The organism is Neisseria sp. HMSC055H02, assembly GCF_001813335.1.
Taxonomy (GTDB): Bacteria; Pseudomonadota; Gammaproteobacteria; order Burkholderiales; family Neisseriaceae; genus Neisseria; species Neisseria sicca_C.
Genome location: NZ_KV812087.1, coordinates 160,610 through 175,846 on the forward strand (window position 1 = coordinate 160,610; position 15,237 = coordinate 175,846).

At 53.4% G+C, this 15,237-nt stretch carries 11 protein-coding genes; 6 read left to right on the plus strand and 5 right to left on the minus strand.

Annotated elements, in window-relative coordinates:
* Positions 1-69 precede the first annotated feature (69 nt).
* Positions 70-1,023: an L-lactate dehydrogenase gene (locus tag HMPREF2907_RS04990; protein ID WP_003740659.1), complete on the minus strand. Its 954-nt coding sequence runs from the start codon at positions 1,021-1,023 to the stop codon at positions 70-72.
* Between the two features lie 339 nt (positions 1,024-1,362).
* On the opposite strand from HMPREF2907_RS04990, the gene HMPREF2907_RS04995 reads away from it, so the two are divergent.
* Positions 1,363-2,157: a factor H-binding protein gene (locus HMPREF2907_RS04995; protein WP_070680669.1), complete on the plus strand. Its 795-nt coding sequence runs from the start codon at positions 1,363-1,365 to the stop codon at positions 2,155-2,157.
* Between the two features lie 223 nt (positions 2,158-2,380).
* On the opposite strand, the gene HMPREF2907_RS05000 is transcribed toward HMPREF2907_RS04995, so the two are convergent.
* Together HMPREF2907_RS05000 and HMPREF2907_RS05005 are read right to left on the minus strand one after the other, a co-directional pair.
* On the minus strand, positions 2,381-3,232 hold the full coding sequence (locus HMPREF2907_RS05000; protein WP_070680672.1) for a DUF1853 family protein: 852 nt from the start codon (positions 3,230-3,232) through the stop codon (positions 2,381-2,383).
* A gap of 70 nt (positions 3,233-3,302) precedes the next feature.
* On the minus strand, positions 3,303-4,118 hold the full coding sequence (locus tag HMPREF2907_RS05005) for an RNA methyltransferase (protein WP_070680676.1): 816 nt from the start codon (positions 4,116-4,118) through the stop codon (positions 3,303-3,305).
* A gap of 183 nt (positions 4,119-4,301) precedes the next feature.
* Here HMPREF2907_RS05005 and HMPREF2907_RS05010 point away from each other — a divergent pair, with 183 nt between their 5' ends.
* From HMPREF2907_RS05010 to HMPREF2907_RS05030, 5 genes are all read left to right on the plus strand, one after another.
* Positions 4,302-5,087 (plus strand): inositol monophosphatase family protein, encoded by a 786-nt coding sequence (locus tag HMPREF2907_RS05010; protein WP_070680681.1) that lies wholly within the window; start codon positions 4,302-4,304, stop codon positions 5,085-5,087.
* Between the two features lie 198 nt (positions 5,088-5,285).
* On the plus strand, positions 5,286-6,587 hold the full coding sequence (locus HMPREF2907_RS05015; RefSeq protein WP_070680684.1) for a TolC family protein: 1,302 nt from the start codon (positions 5,286-5,288) through the stop codon (positions 6,585-6,587).
* A 39-nt stretch (positions 6,588-6,626) separates the two neighbouring features.
* A complete protein-coding gene (locus tag HMPREF2907_RS05020) occupies positions 6,627-8,810 on the plus strand; it encodes a type I secretion system permease/ATPase (RefSeq protein ID WP_003767962.1) in 2,184 nt (727 codons plus the stop codon).
* A gap of 92 nt (positions 8,811-8,902) precedes the next feature.
* Positions 8,903-10,129 carry an HlyD family type I secretion periplasmic adaptor subunit gene (locus HMPREF2907_RS05025; protein ID WP_003756845.1) on the plus strand — a complete coding sequence of 409 codons (1,227 nt, stop codon included), beginning with the start codon at positions 8,903-8,905 and terminating at the stop codon, positions 10,127-10,129.
* 261 nt (positions 10,130-10,390) lie between these two features.
* Positions 10,391-11,701 carry a sulfate adenylyltransferase subunit 1 gene (locus HMPREF2907_RS05030; protein ID WP_070680688.1) on the plus strand — a complete coding sequence of 437 codons (1,311 nt, stop codon included), beginning with the start codon at positions 10,391-10,393 and terminating at the stop codon, positions 11,699-11,701.
* A 253-nt stretch (positions 11,702-11,954) separates the two neighbouring features.
* Here the strand turns inward: HMPREF2907_RS05030 and HMPREF2907_RS05035 are convergent, their stop codons facing one another.
* The gene (locus HMPREF2907_RS05035; protein WP_070680692.1) at positions 11,955-13,184 is read right to left on the minus strand and encodes an MFS transporter; all 1,230 of its coding nucleotides are present in this window, start codon (positions 13,182-13,184) and stop codon (positions 11,955-11,957) included.
* 507 nt (positions 13,185-13,691) lie between these two features.
* Entirely contained in the window at positions 13,692-14,951 is a 1,260-nt protein-coding gene (locus HMPREF2907_RS05040) for a glutamate-5-semialdehyde dehydrogenase (protein WP_070680695.1), read from the minus strand.
* Positions 14,952-15,237: the final 286 nt, after the last annotated feature.

Consider the following 15,237-nt stretch of genomic DNA (forward strand, 5'->3'; position numbering starts at 1 on the left):
AACAGAAAACTTCGTCTGAAAACCGGAAATTTGGTTTTCAGGCGACGTTTTACTTAGAGGCGATTCTCTTTACCCGACCATTTCATCGACTTTGCGTTGATAGCTTTTCAACAGCTCCGCCGAGCGGGCAAAGCGTTCGGCTTCATCGTCTGAAAGTTGCAGGTCGATGATGCGGACCGCGCCTTGGCGGTTGACGACGGTCGGTACGCCGATATACACGCCGTTTTGTCCGAACTCGCCTTCAAGCAGGGTGGAGACGGGCAGCACGACGCCTTGATTGTGCAGGATGGCGTTGGAGATGCGGCTCAAGCCCATGCCGATGCCGTGGCTGGTCGAACCTTTGGCGGCAATGACTTCGTAGGCGGCATTGCGCACGGTGGTATAGATTTTGTCCATACGCGCCTGCCCGTCTTCTGATTGTTCCAACATCTTCTGAACTGACATACCCGCGATGTTGGCGGTGCTCCAAAGCGCAATGATGCTGTCGCCGTGTTCGCCGATCATCATGGCATCGACGCTCCAAGGCGCGACGTCGAATTCGTTGCCCAGACAAACGCGGAAACGGGCGGAGTCAAGGATAGTGCCCGAGCCGATAACGCGCTCTTTGGGCAGGCCTGAAAAGCGCAGGACGGCATAAGACAGTACGTCCACAGGATTGGAGGCGACCAAGAAAATGCCGTCAAAGCCCGAAGCCATGACTTTCGAAACGATGTCGCGGAAGATGCGCAGGTTTTTGTCGATTAAGTCCAAACGTGTTTCGCCGGGAGCCTGCGCCGCGCCCGCACAAATACACACGATATCTGCATCCGAGCAATCATCGTAATCGCCGACGTAAATACGCGCGGGCGAGGCGGCATAAGGCATTCCGTGGCGGAAGTCGCGCGCTTCGCCTTCCGCGCGCGTGCGGTTGATGTCGATTAAAACCATGTCGTCGCACAAGGCTTGGTTGAGCATGGAATAGGCGTAGCTGACACCGACCGCGCCCAAGCCCACAACCACTACTTTATTACCAACTTTTTTCATGTTTGTTCCTGTTTGTTTGTGAATAGGAATTATTAATAGCACCAAGGCAGGGTGGCGTCAAATTTCAGACGATCTGTTTGCTTTGTAGCGGATTGTAGTGGAAAAATAAGCACATAAGCCGTTTGCCGGTCAGGGCGGAAGCAATGGCAAGAAAAGCAGGGAAGAGGATTGATATAATGCAGTATATTTATTTTGATTTAAGTCATGAATATCATCATAAAACCGTTATATTATAACTTACGGAGTGTATCCGAAAATTCGGACGGATTTTGTTTGCAGACATTGCCACCGAAATACGGAGACACAATAGTCATGAATCATGATAATGAAAGGAAACGAATGAAAGCGAAATCTTTATTGGCGGTTTTGGCTGCCACCTGCATTTTGTCCGCTTGCAGCAGCGCAGGCAGCAGTTTGGCGGACGGACTGACCAAGCCGTTTGATCCTAATGTAAAAGATTGGAAGCAACTGACTGTTTCCGAATCTGTTCCCGACGGCGGCGTACTGGAGTTGACCGACAGGGGCAGTAAAACCCAAACCCTGAAAAAAGGCGGGGTTTTGGATACGGGTTATCTGAAAAACGACCGTGTTTCCGATTTTGACTATGTGAAAAAAATCAATGTAAACGGACAACTTATCGAATTGGAACGCGGTGATTTCTTGGTGTATAAACAAAGCCATTCTATCGTTGCCGCCACTTTGGCAAAGCAGAAAACCAATCCGTCAGATGGAGCGCGTTCCGAGGCATTCGATTTTCATGTTAACGAAATTCAGGGGCAGGACATTGCTTTCGGTAATCTGCCTAAATTGGGACAAATAAACTACAAAGGTATCGCGTTCAACGGCGACGACCGTAGCGGGCGTTTGTCTTACACGGTTGATTTTGAGAAGAAACAAGGCAGCGGCAGCATCAGCGGAATGCATAGCGGCTATAACGTCGAATTGGCGAAAACCGACATCCAAGCCATGGGCAACGGCTCAGGCTTGAGCGGCAAGACTATGAAGGACGGTGTGGAAAAAGGCAGTTACGAGCTGAAGCTTTTCGGCAGTAAAGCCGAAGAAATTGCCGGTAAGGCTAAAATCAACGACGGGGGTAAAACTCAGGAAATCGGTTTGGCCGGTAAGAAAGAGTAGGGCGGGACAATCCTCAGCCTGACGGATAAGGTCGTCTGAAACCTTTATTTTAGATAAAAGGTTTCAGACGACCTTTTTGTATCGGCAATTTGGAAAATATAGCTATAGCTAAATGACTTTATTTTCGATACGCAACTTACCGGGAATGACGGAATTCCATGACATTCTGTATTTAAAGTTAAGCATGTTTGCTATATGGTTTGTAGGCGTGGATGCTTTGGATTCAAGCAACTTTCATGATGCGTTCGATTTCATGCCAAAAGCCGTCGGGGCGCAATTCGAGTTTGGCGATTAAGCCGCTTTCGATTTGGCGGACGTCTCGGTCGGACAGGGTTTGCGCCTCGGCGACACGGGCGGGGGCAAGGTATGCCATGCGGTCGATGAGGTGGTAGTGTGCGTCCTCTGTGGTCGGATATGCCGGCCAGTCTCGGATAAAGACGCCGCGCCAGCAGTATGGGTTTAACGGGGCTTCGGCGGAATCTGCGCCGACGGGGAAAAAGCCGATGCCGCGTATGATTGAGGCGGGTTGTGGCGCGTCGGGGAGGCGGTTTTGCCGCAGGGTTTCGCTGCCTTCGGGGGATTGAAGCAGGGCGAGTTGGCGGGGCAGTTTGGCGGCTTTGGCGGCGAGGGTGTCTTTGGAATTGAGTCCGCACAGGTCTGCGGATTTGCCGCTGTCGCTGCCGTAATATTTGCAGGTCAGTTCGATATGATAGGGTTTGCCGTTGATGGAGGCGATGAAATCGGCGGCGCCTTGCGTGAGGTCGTCTGAAAACACGGGCAGGTTATAGGCGTGCAGCTCGGTATGCGGCGCGTGGGCGAACCAAAATGCGAGCAGGCGCTCGGCGTAGATGCCGAGGCGGTTGCCGAAGGGGGCGTGTTCGGCGAGATAGTCGTCTAAGGGGGTGGGATTGTCGTCCAAATCCAAAAGATAGCGGAAGCCGCGTTCGCTCAATAGCTCGCGGACGCTCAATTCGCAACCGCTTTGCCAAAGCGGCGGGGCGGTCAGCAGGGTGGCGAGGTCGCGGACGGTCGGGGTGGTGAGTTTCCACCATAGGGCATCTAGGGCGTAGTTCATGGCTGTATCTGGTTGATAGTTTGGCTGAGATCGTCTGAAAACTTGATTGAAGGTTTTCAGACGACCTTTTTCAGTCTTTCTTCTTCAAGCGATGGCTGACGGTATTGAAAAAGCCGCGCAGGATGTCGATGTCTTCGGTTTGCGTGTTGGCGCGGCCGAACAGGCTTTGCATACGGCGCATCAGGCGTTCGCTGTTGCGGCGGTTGAAGAAGCCGATGTCGTCCATGACGCTTTCCATGTGGGCGACCATGCCTTTGATTTGTTCGTGTGTGGCGGCGTGGTCTTCTTGTTGCAGGTGGGTCATGGGCATATCGGTCTGGCTGAAGATTTCGTAACACACGACCTGAACGGCTTGGGCGAGGTTGAGCGAGAAATAGTCGGGGTTGCCGTTGATGGTCATCAGACGGTTGCATGCCTGCACTTCTTCGATGCTCAAGCCGAAGGTTTCGTTGCCGAAGACGAGGGCAACTTGTTCGCCGCGCCGCGCCGCCTGCAATAATTCGGGAACCAGTTCGCGCGGGGTTTGCAGCGGTGCGGTGATTTCGCGGCGGCGGCTGGTAAGGGCGCAGGCGAGCGTGGTGTCGGCGAGGGCTTCGTCGAGTGTGGCGGCAATCACGACGTTGTGCAATACGTCTGCCGCGCCGGAAGCGAGGATGAAACTTTCCTCCGGCAGTTGGAAATCTTGCGGGCTTTCGGGATTGAAAACGGGCGGCTGCCCAGTCATCGGCGTGGACATCAAATTCGGGGCGACGATGGTGAGTTTGTGCAGCCCCATGGTTTTCATGGCGCGGGCGGCGGAGCCGATATTGGCGGGATGGCTGGTGCGGGTGAGGATGATGCGGATGTTGCCGAGATAGTCGGGCAATTCGGGCTTGGCTGAAGTCATGTTTTGTTTTCGGTTTGTTCGGGAATCGGGTATAATGCGCCATCTTTTTGTTTTCAGACGACCTTTCGCCTTTGGGCTTGAGAGGTCGTCTGAAATGTTCTTTAACAACGTCGGAAACGTACAAACGTTGCGTCCGGTGCAGATGCGCCGGACGGTATTTTACCTGATTTAGAAAGAAAACCCATGAATCCGTTTTTAAATACCGCTTTCAAAGCCGCCCGTAAAGCCGGGCAGATGATGATCCGCGCAAGCGGCAATCTGGATGCCGTCAAAGTTGACAGCAAGGCATTCAACGATTTCGTTTCCGACGTTGACCGCAATTCCGAGATGATTTTGGTGGAAGCGCTTAAAGAAGCCTATCCGCATCACAAAATCACTTGCGAAGAAGGCGGTTCTCACGGCAAAGCCTCTGCGGAATACGAATGGATTATCGATCCGCTCGACGGCACGACCAACTTCTTACACGGCCATCCCCAATACGCGATTTCTATGGCGCTGCTGCACAAAGGTGTATTGCAGGAGGCTTTGGTGTACGCACCTGAGCGCAACGACGTTTACATGGCTTCGCGCGGCAAAGGCGCGTTGCTCAACGACCGTCGTATCCGCGTTTCTTCACGCATTGAATTGAACCGCTGCTTGATCGGTACTGGCTTCCCTGTTGTCGATCAAAGCATGATGGACAAGTATCTGGCTATTTTGAAAGACTTTTTGGCAAAAACTGCCGGAGGTCGCAGAGAAGGCGCGGCTTCATTGGATTTGTGTGCCGTGGCGGCCGGCCGTTTGGACGGTTTCTTCGAGTTTAACCTCAAGCCTTGGGATATTGCCGCAGGCGCGCTGATTGTGCAGGAGGCGGGCGGTATCGTTACCGATATGTCCGGCAACGAAGGCTGGCTGGAAAGCGGCGATATTGTGGCAGCCAATCCGAAAGTGCTGGCGCAAATGTTGCAAATCATTAGCGGACATCTGTAAACAGGAGGTCGTTTTCAGACGACCTTTTGCTCGTTTTTAATACGGTGTCGTGATTTAGCAATAGTAGGAATATCATCCATGTTACTTTCAGGAGCAGATAACTACCTTTTATCGCAATCTGAAAACAGGGATTCCGATTAATGATAATATGCTTAAAGAATTGATTTGCAACAGGCCACCCCTATGCCAATCTGATAAATGACGAACCGTATTGTTGTGAATAATATGAAGAAAAAAACTTTTTTGAATCGTCCCAAGACATCCGTTTTCCGCACCGGGCAAATTGCTGCCGCGGTGTGCGCGGCAGTATGCGCTGCAACGGCTCAGGCGTATCCTTTGCAGGCTATTTTAAGGGATGCCATGGTGTCTGACCCGATTGTGAAGGAAGCGAAAGCAACCGAAGATTCGGTCAAAAGTACGACGAAGGCGACCCGTGCGCGCCATTATCCCGTGTTGACGCTGACAGGTACCAAAGTTTTGGCGCAGAAAAACAAATATTCCAGCAACGATATGAATGACGGTGTCGGCATACGCGGAACTTTGAATGTATATTCATGGGGCGCCATCAATGCGGCGGTACGGCGCGATAAAAACAGAGAGCAATACTACCATCATCGTTATTTCGAAAATCAGGAACGTCTGGGCAGCGACATCGGCAAACTCTATTTGACCGCATTGCGCGCGAAAGAAATCCTGCGCATCAACCGTCAGAGCTTGGTCCGACACAATAATCTTCTGAAGGATTTGAACATTATCGTGAAATACGACAGCGGCCGCCGTTCCGAACTCATTGAAGCGCGTGCGCGCCTGTTGCAGGTCGAATCATCCATCGCGCAACAACAACGCACGATGGAATTGGCGTTGAGCCGTTTGTCCCGCTACACCGGACGGCAGTTGACGGCAGAGGATTTGGAAGATCCGTTTGCCAACGACAGCGCGGAATCATTGGTCCGCCGTTTCAAAGCAGCTGATAACAATACCAATCCTTCCTATCGGGCGCAGGTGGCAGAACGCGACAGCGTGAAGGCAGATTTGGACGTTTCCAAAGCAGAGCGCCTGCCCGCCGTGAATCTGGAAGGTAATGCGAACCGCGACAACAGACAGCTTTATTTAAATGTGGCATGGAATGTCTTGGACGTTGCCGCGCGCCATAATGTGCAGAAAAATGCCGATGCCCTGATTGCCGCCGAATCGAAATCCGAGCAGATTATGCGCGACATCACCGAGAAAACCCAAACCGCCGAAATCGACATGCGCGAGAGCGAACGCCGTGCCGATATTGCCGCACAACATATTGCCGCTCAAAAAGATGTGGTTAAAACTTACGAGCTGCAATTCAAAATTGCCCGCCGCACGCTGACCGACGTTTTGGGCGCATACAACGAATTGTCCAGCATCGAGCAGGAAAACATTTCGGCGCGCAACGACTTCCGCGATGCCGCGTTGGATTATCTGGCTGCGCAGGCGCAAATGGCGAATTGGGCAGGCTTGAAGCAATAACATAAAATCTTAACATCATTACTCATTACGCGAATTATCATGAAAGCAATCATTGAACATATTGTGTTGGTTACCCGTCTCTTAGGGGCGCCTGTGTCAGAAGCCGCGCTGACGGCAGAGGTGGTGCGGGATAAAAAACTCAATGTCAACTATCATTCCCTCGTCGAAGTCTTGCGCAGCCACGGCTTCGAAAACACATTGTCCAAGCGCAATCTGGAAGACATTCCATCGCTTGCCGTTCCTGTGATGATCATTCTTCACAACGAAGAGGCTGCCGTCATTACCAATATCGAAGGTTCGGGTCGGAACAGGAAATATCATATCCGTCAGGTAGATGGCTTGGAGCAGCAGCTTGATCATGACCAGCTTTCCGGTCTGTATCTGGGTTACTGCTGGTTTATCAAGCCCAAAATGGCGGCGGACACGCGTTCCGAACTGCCTGAATACCACCTTCCCAAAGCATGGTTTTGGAAAGTCATTTGGCGTTTCCGCAGCTATTACTATCAAGTGATTTTGGCGACCGTCATTATCAACTTCCTCGCCTTGGTCAGCTCGTTGTATGTCATGAACGTGTACGACCGCGTCATTCCCAACCAAGCCTATGAAACCCTGTGGGTTTTGAGTATCGGCGTTGTCCTCGCCATTTTGTTCGAATTTGCCGCCAAGATGATACGCGGCCATTTGACCGACATCGCCGGTAAAAAAGCCGACCTGATTATCAGCTCCGCCTTGTTCCGTCGCGTGATGGCATTGCGCCTTGCCGACCGTCCCGCTTCGTCCGGTTCATACGCCAACAACCTGCGCGAATTTGAATCCGTACGCGAATTCATGACCAGTGCGAGCCTGTTGACTTTGGTGGACTTGCCGTTCCTGTTGCTGTTTATTTTTGTTATTTCGATAGTCGGCGGCAAACTGGCATTGGTTCCTTTGGCGATTATTCCGATTGTCGTCATTGTCGGCTTTATCGTCCAACGCCCCTTGTCGCGCCACATTAACGAATCCATGAAAGAAAGCTCGCAACGTTCAGGCCTTGCCGTAGAAGCCATTGAAGGCATCGAAACCCTGAAAACCAACAATGCGACTTCATGGGCGCAACAACGCTGGGACGAATACACCGCTAAAACCTCCGCTTCATCCATCAAAGTAAAAGATACCAGCAACTTCATGGTCAACTTCGCTGTTGCCATGCAGCAGCTCAATACTGTCTTTTTGGTCGTTGTCGGTACCTATCTGATTCATGCCGACAACCATGCGGAACGGATTACCATGGGTGCGCTGATTGCCTCCGTTATTCTGTCCGGCCGCGCGTTGGCGCCGTTGGCTCAAGTTGCCGGCCTTGCTACCCGCTTCCAACAAGCGAAGCTGGCGTTAAGAGGCGTGAACGACATTGTTTCCCGTCCGATCGAACGCAGCCCCGAACGCAAATACATTACTTTGGACAACGTTCAAGGCAATATCGCTTTTGAAAACGTAACGTTCAAATACAAAAACGAAAGCAACAACGCAGTTGACGAGTTACGCATCAACATCCGACCCGGTGAAAAAGTCGGTATTCTCGGACGTATCGGCAGCGGTAAAAGTACCATGCTGAAGCTGGCGAGCGGTCTGTACGACACCGAAAAAGGCAACGTAACCCTCGACGGCGTCGATATGCGCCAACTTGATCCGAATTTCCTGCGTAACCAAGTCCTCCTGTTCAGCCAATCTCCACGCCTTTTCTTGGGTACATTGCGTGAAAACATGGACTTGGCGCGTACCGACAGCTATTCGACCGACCAAGACCTGCTGACCGCACTCAAACGTTTCGGTCTGGACCAAATCATCCGCAACCACCCGAGAGGCTTGGATATGCCTTTGGGTGAAGACGGCTTGGGTCTGTCCGGCGGTCAAAAACAAATCATCGCCCTCGCACGCATGACACTGCGCGACCCCAAAGTTGTCCTTTTGGACGAGCCGACGACCAGCCTCGACCAAGGTACCGAACGCATGGCATTGAACGCGATTGCCCACTGGGGACGCAACCGCACCATGCTCTTGGTCACCCACCGTCCGCAAGTGCTGCAAATCGTTAACCGCATCATCGTAATGGAAAACGGCAAAGTCGTTATGGACGGCCCGCGCGATTTAGTGTTGCAAAAACTAATGCAAAACGAGCAAAACAAAGTCAAAGCAGCACAACAAGCGCAGGAAAACCAACGTCCCGGCGAAGCGGCGCAAGCATGACGAAAAGGGAAAAGGTCGTCTGAAAACACAAGCAGAAAACGTTTCAGACGACCTCTTTGAAAACAACAAACAGATACCGAAGATTCATCATTATGAGCGAAAACAACGTTAAATCCAAAGACCTGCATCTCATTAACGATTTGAATGCAGCCTTGCAAAAAGAAAAACACAGCGGCCAATTTTGGGTCATCATCCTGTTTTTCCTGCTGCTCGTCGTCTTTGTCGTATGGGCATACAACAGCACCGTCGAAGAAGTAACCCGCGGCAACGGCAACGTCATCCCCAGCAGCCGCGAACAAGTCATCCAAAGTCTGGACGCCGGCGTCATTACCCAAATGATGGTTAAGGAAGGCGATTTGGTCGAAAAAGACCAAATCCTGCTGAAGCTCGACGATACGCGCAGCCTTGCCGTATTGCGCGAGAGCGAGGCCAAAGTCCAAAACCTCGAGGCCACTATCGCCCGCCTGAAAGCCGAAGCTTACGGCGGCAAACTCACGTTCCCCAACAGCGTCAGCCCCGAACTCCGCCGCCGCGAAACCGCCGCATATAACGCCCGCCGCCAAGCCATGACCGATGCCGTACAAAGTCTGGTACAAAGCAAAGCGGCGCTTGATCGCGAAATCGCCATTACTGCGCCTATGGTGGCACAAGGCGTCATGTCCGAAGTCGAACTCCTCAAAATGCGCCGCGAATCCAGCGATCTGACCCTGCAAATTGCCGAACGCCGCAACCGTTACAGAACAGATGCCAACAACGAACTCGTGCAATCCGAATCCGAGCTGGCGCAATCTAAAGAAAACATGGCAATGCGCGCCGACCCGGTTGACCGCTCCCAAATCCGCTCCCCCATGCGCGGCATCGTCAAAAACATCAAAATCAATACCATCGGCGGCGTAGTCAACCCGGGCGAAGAAATCATGCAAATCGTCCCCGTTGACGACAAACTCCTTGTCGAAGCCTATATCCGTCCGCAAGACATCGCCTTCGTCCGCGCAGGACAGCCCGCACTGGTCAAAGTCAGCGCATATGACTACTCCATCTACGGCGGATTGGAAGGCAAAGTTACCCTTGTCGGCGCAGATACCGTCAGCAACTCCATGCAAAGCCGTGCCAACGATCTGAAGCTCGACCCCAACCAAGTTTACTACCGAGTCATCGTCCAAACTGAGAACAACGCCCTGAAAGACAAAAACGGTAAAGACATGCCGATTATCCCGGGCATGGTTGCCACAGTGGACATTAAAACCGGAGAAAAAACCATCTTCCAATACCTGATCAAACCGATTACCCGTATGAAACAGGCATTGAGCGAGCGCTAATTTTCCGAATCAAACTTGCTTAACAGTCAAAAGGTCGTCTGAAAAACCGGTACAGGTTTTCAGACGACCTTTTTGTCAGATAGGGAATATTTTGGCAGCGCTCATGCCTATCTGTACGGAATAGGGGCTTACAGTATTTTCAATCCAATCCGCTTTTTTACGAATATAACGAAATCATCTTTTTTTAAAACCAAGCATTCTTTCCCATTTTCAGACGACCTCATTAAAGTAACGTGCAATCCGAGAATTAAGGAAAGAACCATGACCGCAACCACCGCCCCGCTTTTGCGCTTCATCACTGCCGGCAGCGTCGACGACGGCAAATCCACCCTCATCGGCCGCCTGCTCTACGACAGCAAAACCCTGCTGACCGACCAGCTCGACAAACTCAACCGCGCTGCCGAAAACGGCGAAACGCCCGACTTCGCCAGCCTCACCGACGGCCTTGCCGCCGAGCGCGAACAAGGCATCACCATCGATGTCGCCTACCGCTATTTCGCCACGCCCAAGCGCAAATTCATCATCGCCGACACGCCCGGACACGAACAATACACCCGCAACATGGTAACGGGCGCATCAACCGCCGATGCCGCCATCGTCTTGATAGACGCAACGCGCGTCGATTTTTCCGGCAGCGAACCCGTCCTCCTGCCACAGACCAAACGCCACAGCGCGATTCTGAAACTCTTGGGCTGCCCCAACATCATCGTCGCCGTCAACAAACTCGACCTGCTCGACTTCGACGAAACCAAATATCAGGCCATTACCGCAGCCTACCGCAAGCTGGCGGAACAAATCGGCCTCCAAGCCCAAATCCACTTCCTGCCCATCAGCGCGTTAAAAGGCGACAACATCGTCAACGCCAGCAGCCAAACCCCGTGGTATCAAGGTTTGCCGCTGTTACCCCTGCTCGAAAGCCTGCCCGTCAACCGCCAAAACGCCGCCGACCAAGCCGCCCACTTCCCCGTGCAGCGCGTCGCACGGCAAGACGGCAGCAGCAGCGACGACTTCCGCGGCTATCAAGGCAGGCTGGAAGCAGGCCGTCTGAAAACCGGCGACGAAGTCAAAATCCTGCCTGGCGGACATACCGCCAAAATCGCCGAAATCTACAATCCAAACGGCAAAACCGAATCCGCCGAAGCGGGCGAAGTGCTGACCGTCACGCTTGATACCGACCTCGACATCTCGCGCGGCAACAGCATCGCCGCCGCCGACAGCCCCGTCGCGCCCGAACAGCAGTTCCAAGCCGCGCTGTGCTGGTTCGACGACATCCCGCTCAACCTGCGCCGCAAATACCTGCTGAAACACACCATCCAAACCACCCCCGTCAAAATCAGCGCGATTTCCTACGTTTGGGACGTGAACACCCTCAGCCGCGTCGAATCCGCCGACACGCTCAAACTCAACGACATCGGCAGCGTCAGCCTCAAAACCCAGCAGCCGATTGCCGCCGCGCCCTACGAAGAAAACCATGCCCTCGGCGCGTTCATCCTGATAGACGAAGCCACCAACCACACTGTCGCCGCAGGCATGATACGCAAGGCTGACCAAACGGACAGTTTTGAAATTTAAAACAAGGCATCTTGAATTGAAGAGGTCGTCTAAAAAACCGAAGCAGAGTTTTCAGACGACCTCTTCAGTTTGGCAGATTAAGGCAGGGAATATGGCAGGTAGGCTTTAAGCCATACGGCGTTGCCTTATCCTCAGCCAGCGCGGTGGGAAATCACAGTGAATTAAAATAACAAAATCGCGGCATGGCATTTTTCATTTGGATACATGGTAAAAGGTCGTCTGAAATCGGAAAGGAAGGTTTTCAGACGATCTCTCATGACGGCTCGTCTGAATCAAACAAGCCTCGGCACGCATACAGCAGCCCGCCCGCCAATACGGCCAGACCCACCGCCGCCCAATACGCATCGGCATAGCCGACTGCCTTTGCCAGCCGTAGGGCGGCGAAACCGGCCGCGTAACTGCCGAGTAGAACCACGGAAAATTGCAGGCTGCTATCGAGTGCGGCGGTGGCGCGGTCGGATTTGTCCATCACCAACACCAGTATCACCGGCAGCAGCAGCGTGTAGCTCAGGCTCAGGGTGATGATTTGCGCGGGCGGCAGCCAAGGGTGGACGCGTGAGAGCGTGTCGATGGCGGTCATGGACGCCAAAAGCGGCAGTTGCAGCGCGTAGAGCAGGAACACGAGTTTGCGGCGCGGATAATTGCGCGAAAACCAGCCCGACAGCGGCGTCACAATCAGGCAGGCAACAGGAATACCCACCGCCAGAATCCCGCCCGTCTGCTTCGGGTTGAAGCCCAAATCCGCCAGCTTGGGCACAAAAGTCGCCGCTGCAAACGCATACGGCGCGGCAACGGCAAACAGCAAAACCAGCCACCGCCAGCCCGTTTCAGGCCGCCGCCAAAAGGAGACCAGCCGCGCCGCCAACGCCGTCAAACCGCCTTGCGCCGTCGGGCTTTCCGGCTCACGGTAGCACAAGAGTTGCAGCAGCATCAGCAGGGTGAACGCCAGCATAAAGCCCGCCGCCGCCGTCTGCCCGTATTCCTGATACAGCCACAATACCAGTGCGCCGCCGATCATTTTGCCGCCGCGCGCCGCCATCGTCTGAATCACGCCGCCGAAACCGCGTTCGCGGTGCGGCAGGACGATGCACGACAAGCCCAGCATCGCGCAGCCGTACACCGCCGACATTGCCGAGAGCAAAACGCAGCAGGCCAGAAGCAGCGGGAAGTTCTGCGTGATGTCGGTACAGGCCATCAGCCCGAACACTGCCGAAAGCCCCAGCGTCGCCGCCGGCAGCCAGCCGCGAAACCGCCCGAACCGCCCCGCCGGCCGCCGCTCCATCAGCGCGGCAAACAACACCTTCGCCGCTTCGATACCGCCGATTAAATGTATCCAGCTCAGTTGGTTCAGGCTGTAACCGTGGTTTTTCAAAATAGCGACCAGCGCGACCAGATAAAAACCGGTCAGCGTGAATTTGTAGGTGCTGCCGCCGATAAGCAGCAGCCAGTCGCGCGGGGCGGGGAATGTCGGGTTTTGCGGCATGGTGTTTCCTTGGTTTCTACAGGTAAGTCTATAGATTGGATCACAACCTTCGTTTTTACGCTTGATAATGGTATCCCCGCATTTTTACTGTAGTAAGTATCGTTTCCTAAATCACCGTAGAATATGGTATGTCCCAAACTGCCATATAAAGTATCATTATGGTCCGTACCGGTAATAAGGACGGATGGGTTGTTTTTTAAAGAAAGCAATGTCTCAGCCATAATAGTTCTCCTGTGGAAAAATAGATGGCAAGAGTGAATAATAATTTATATCTAATTGAAATTAATAATTTTTTTATTATATAGCATGATGTCGATTGTATCGGGGAAAGCAATAATAGAGAAAGTATATTAAATTAATATATTATTTAGTATGTTAATTTAGAATTAGAAATAATCAGGTGAAATATTTGGTGTGCCGATAATAGGGAAAGTAAAACAGAAAAGGTCGTCTGAAAACTGTTTTTCAGACGACCTTTTTACCGTTTATCACTCAAGAAAGGACGGATTACTCCCGTACCTGTCCGTCGCCCAACACTATCCATTTCTGCGAAGTCAGACCGTGCAGGCCGACGGGTCCGCGGACGTGGATTTTGTCGGTGGAAATGCCGATTTCCGCGCCGAGACCGTACTCGAAGCCGTCGGCGAAGCGGGTGGAGGCATTGACCATGACGCTGGCGCTGTCGACCGTACGCAGGAAGGTGCGGGCATCGGTGTAGGATTCGGTGACGATGCTGTCGGTGTGGTGGCTGCCGTGGGTGTTGATGTGGGCGACGGCTTCTTCGAGGCTGTCGACGATTTTGACGGAGAGGATGGGGGCGAGGTATTCGGTGTCCCAGTCTTCTTCGGAGGCCGTCTGAATGTGGGGCAGGATGGACAGGGTACGCGGGCAGCCGCGCAGCTTGACGTTGCGGGCGGCGTATTTCTCTGCCAGTACGGGCAGGATTTCGGCGGCGTGGCTTTGGTGGACGAGCAGGGTTTCCATGGTGTTGCAGGTGCCGTAGCGCGAGGTTTTGGCGTTAAAGGCGATGTTGACGGCTTTTTCGGCGTCGGCGGCGCGGTCGATATAGACGTGGCAGATGCCGTCGAGGTGTTTGATGACGGGTACGCGGGCTTCGGCGGCGATGCGGGAAACCAGCGATTTGCCGCCGCGCGGGATGACGACGTCGATAAATTCAGGACTTTGCAGCATGGCGCCGACGCTTTCGCGGTCGGTGTTTTCAATCAGGCTGACGGCCGCTGCGGGCAACCCGTTTTCAACTAACGCCTGCGTAATCAGTTTGGAAAGCGCCATATTGCTGTTGAAGGCTTCGCTGCCGCCGCGCAGGACGCAGGCGTTGCCGGACTTGAGGCAGAGGGCGGCGGCATCGACGGTTACGTTGGGGCGGGATTCGTAAATGATGCCGACAACGCCCAACGGTACGCGCATTTTGCCGATTTGCAGGCCGTTTTCACGGGTGCGGAATTCGTCCATTTCGCCGACGGGGTCGGGCAGGGCGGCAATCTGGCGCAAACCTTCGCACATGGCGTCTATGGTTTTTTCGGTCAGCCGCAGGCGGTCGAGCAGTGCGTCGTTCAAACCTTTCTGCGCGGCTTGTTCCATATCTTGAGCGTTGGCGGCAAGGATGGCGGTTTGATGGTGTTTGATCAGTTCGGCGGCGCGCAGGAGCGCGGCGTTTTTCTGCGCGGTCTCGGCGGCGGCAACAATATAAGATGCCTGCTTGGCGGCGGACGCGGTGCGGCGGACGTAGTCTTGGATGTTTTGCATGGTGTTTCTGCGGGACAAGTGGGAATGGGTTGATGATAAGGTCGTCTGAACGGGAATTCAATACAAAACAGGGTGGAGGCGGCTAACTTTCGGTTTGTTTCACGGCAGTATGGAGTTTCGGGGTCAATGGTGGAAAGGTCGTCTGAAAATTTGAAAGTGGGTTTCAGGCGGCAGTAAATCGGGCAGTTATTCCCACTTCTGCATAGGCAGGGGCGGGAATAACGATGGTGGATAAACACCGTATCGGGAATGGGTGGATTTCGTGGGCAAAGCCCACGCTACTTCT

Bases quoted from the DNA above. Each gene is read 5' to 3' on its own strand.
- HMPREF2907_RS05035 (WP_070680692.1), bottom strand. From the start codon at position 13,184: ATGCCGCAAAACCCGACATTCCCCGCCCCGCGCGACTGGCTGCTGCTT.
- HMPREF2907_RS04995 (WP_070680669.1), top strand. From the start codon at position 1,363: ATGAAAGCGAAATCTTTATTGGCGGTTTTGGCTGCCACCTGCATTTTG.
- HMPREF2907_RS05020 (WP_003767962.1), top strand. From the start codon at position 6,627: ATGAAAGCAATCATTGAACATATTGTGTTGGTTACCCGTCTCTTAGGG.
- HMPREF2907_RS05025 (WP_003756845.1), top strand. From the start codon at position 8,903: ATGAGCGAAAACAACGTTAAATCCAAAGACCTGCATCTCATTAACGAT.
- HMPREF2907_RS05010 (WP_070680681.1), top strand. From the start codon at position 4,302: ATGAATCCGTTTTTAAATACCGCTTTCAAAGCCGCCCGTAAAGCCGGG.
- HMPREF2907_RS04990 (WP_003740659.1), bottom strand. From the start codon at position 1,023: ATGAAAAAAGTTGGTAATAAAGTAGTGGTTGTGGGCTTGGGCGCGGTC.
- HMPREF2907_RS05040 (WP_070680695.1), bottom strand. From the start codon at position 14,951: ATGCAAAACATCCAAGACTACGTCCGCCGCACCGCGTCCGCCGCCAAG.
- HMPREF2907_RS05015 (WP_070680684.1), top strand. From the start codon at position 5,286: ATGACGAACCGTATTGTTGTGAATAATATGAAGAAAAAAACTTTTTTG.
- HMPREF2907_RS05030 (WP_070680688.1), top strand. From the start codon at position 10,391: ATGACCGCAACCACCGCCCCGCTTTTGCGCTTCATCACTGCCGGCAGC.
- HMPREF2907_RS05005 (WP_070680676.1), bottom strand. From the start codon at position 4,118: ATGACTTCAGCCAAGCCCGAATTGCCCGACTATCTCGGCAACATCCGC.
- HMPREF2907_RS05000 (WP_070680672.1), bottom strand. From the start codon at position 3,232: ATGAACTACGCCCTAGATGCCCTATGGTGGAAACTCACCACCCCGACC.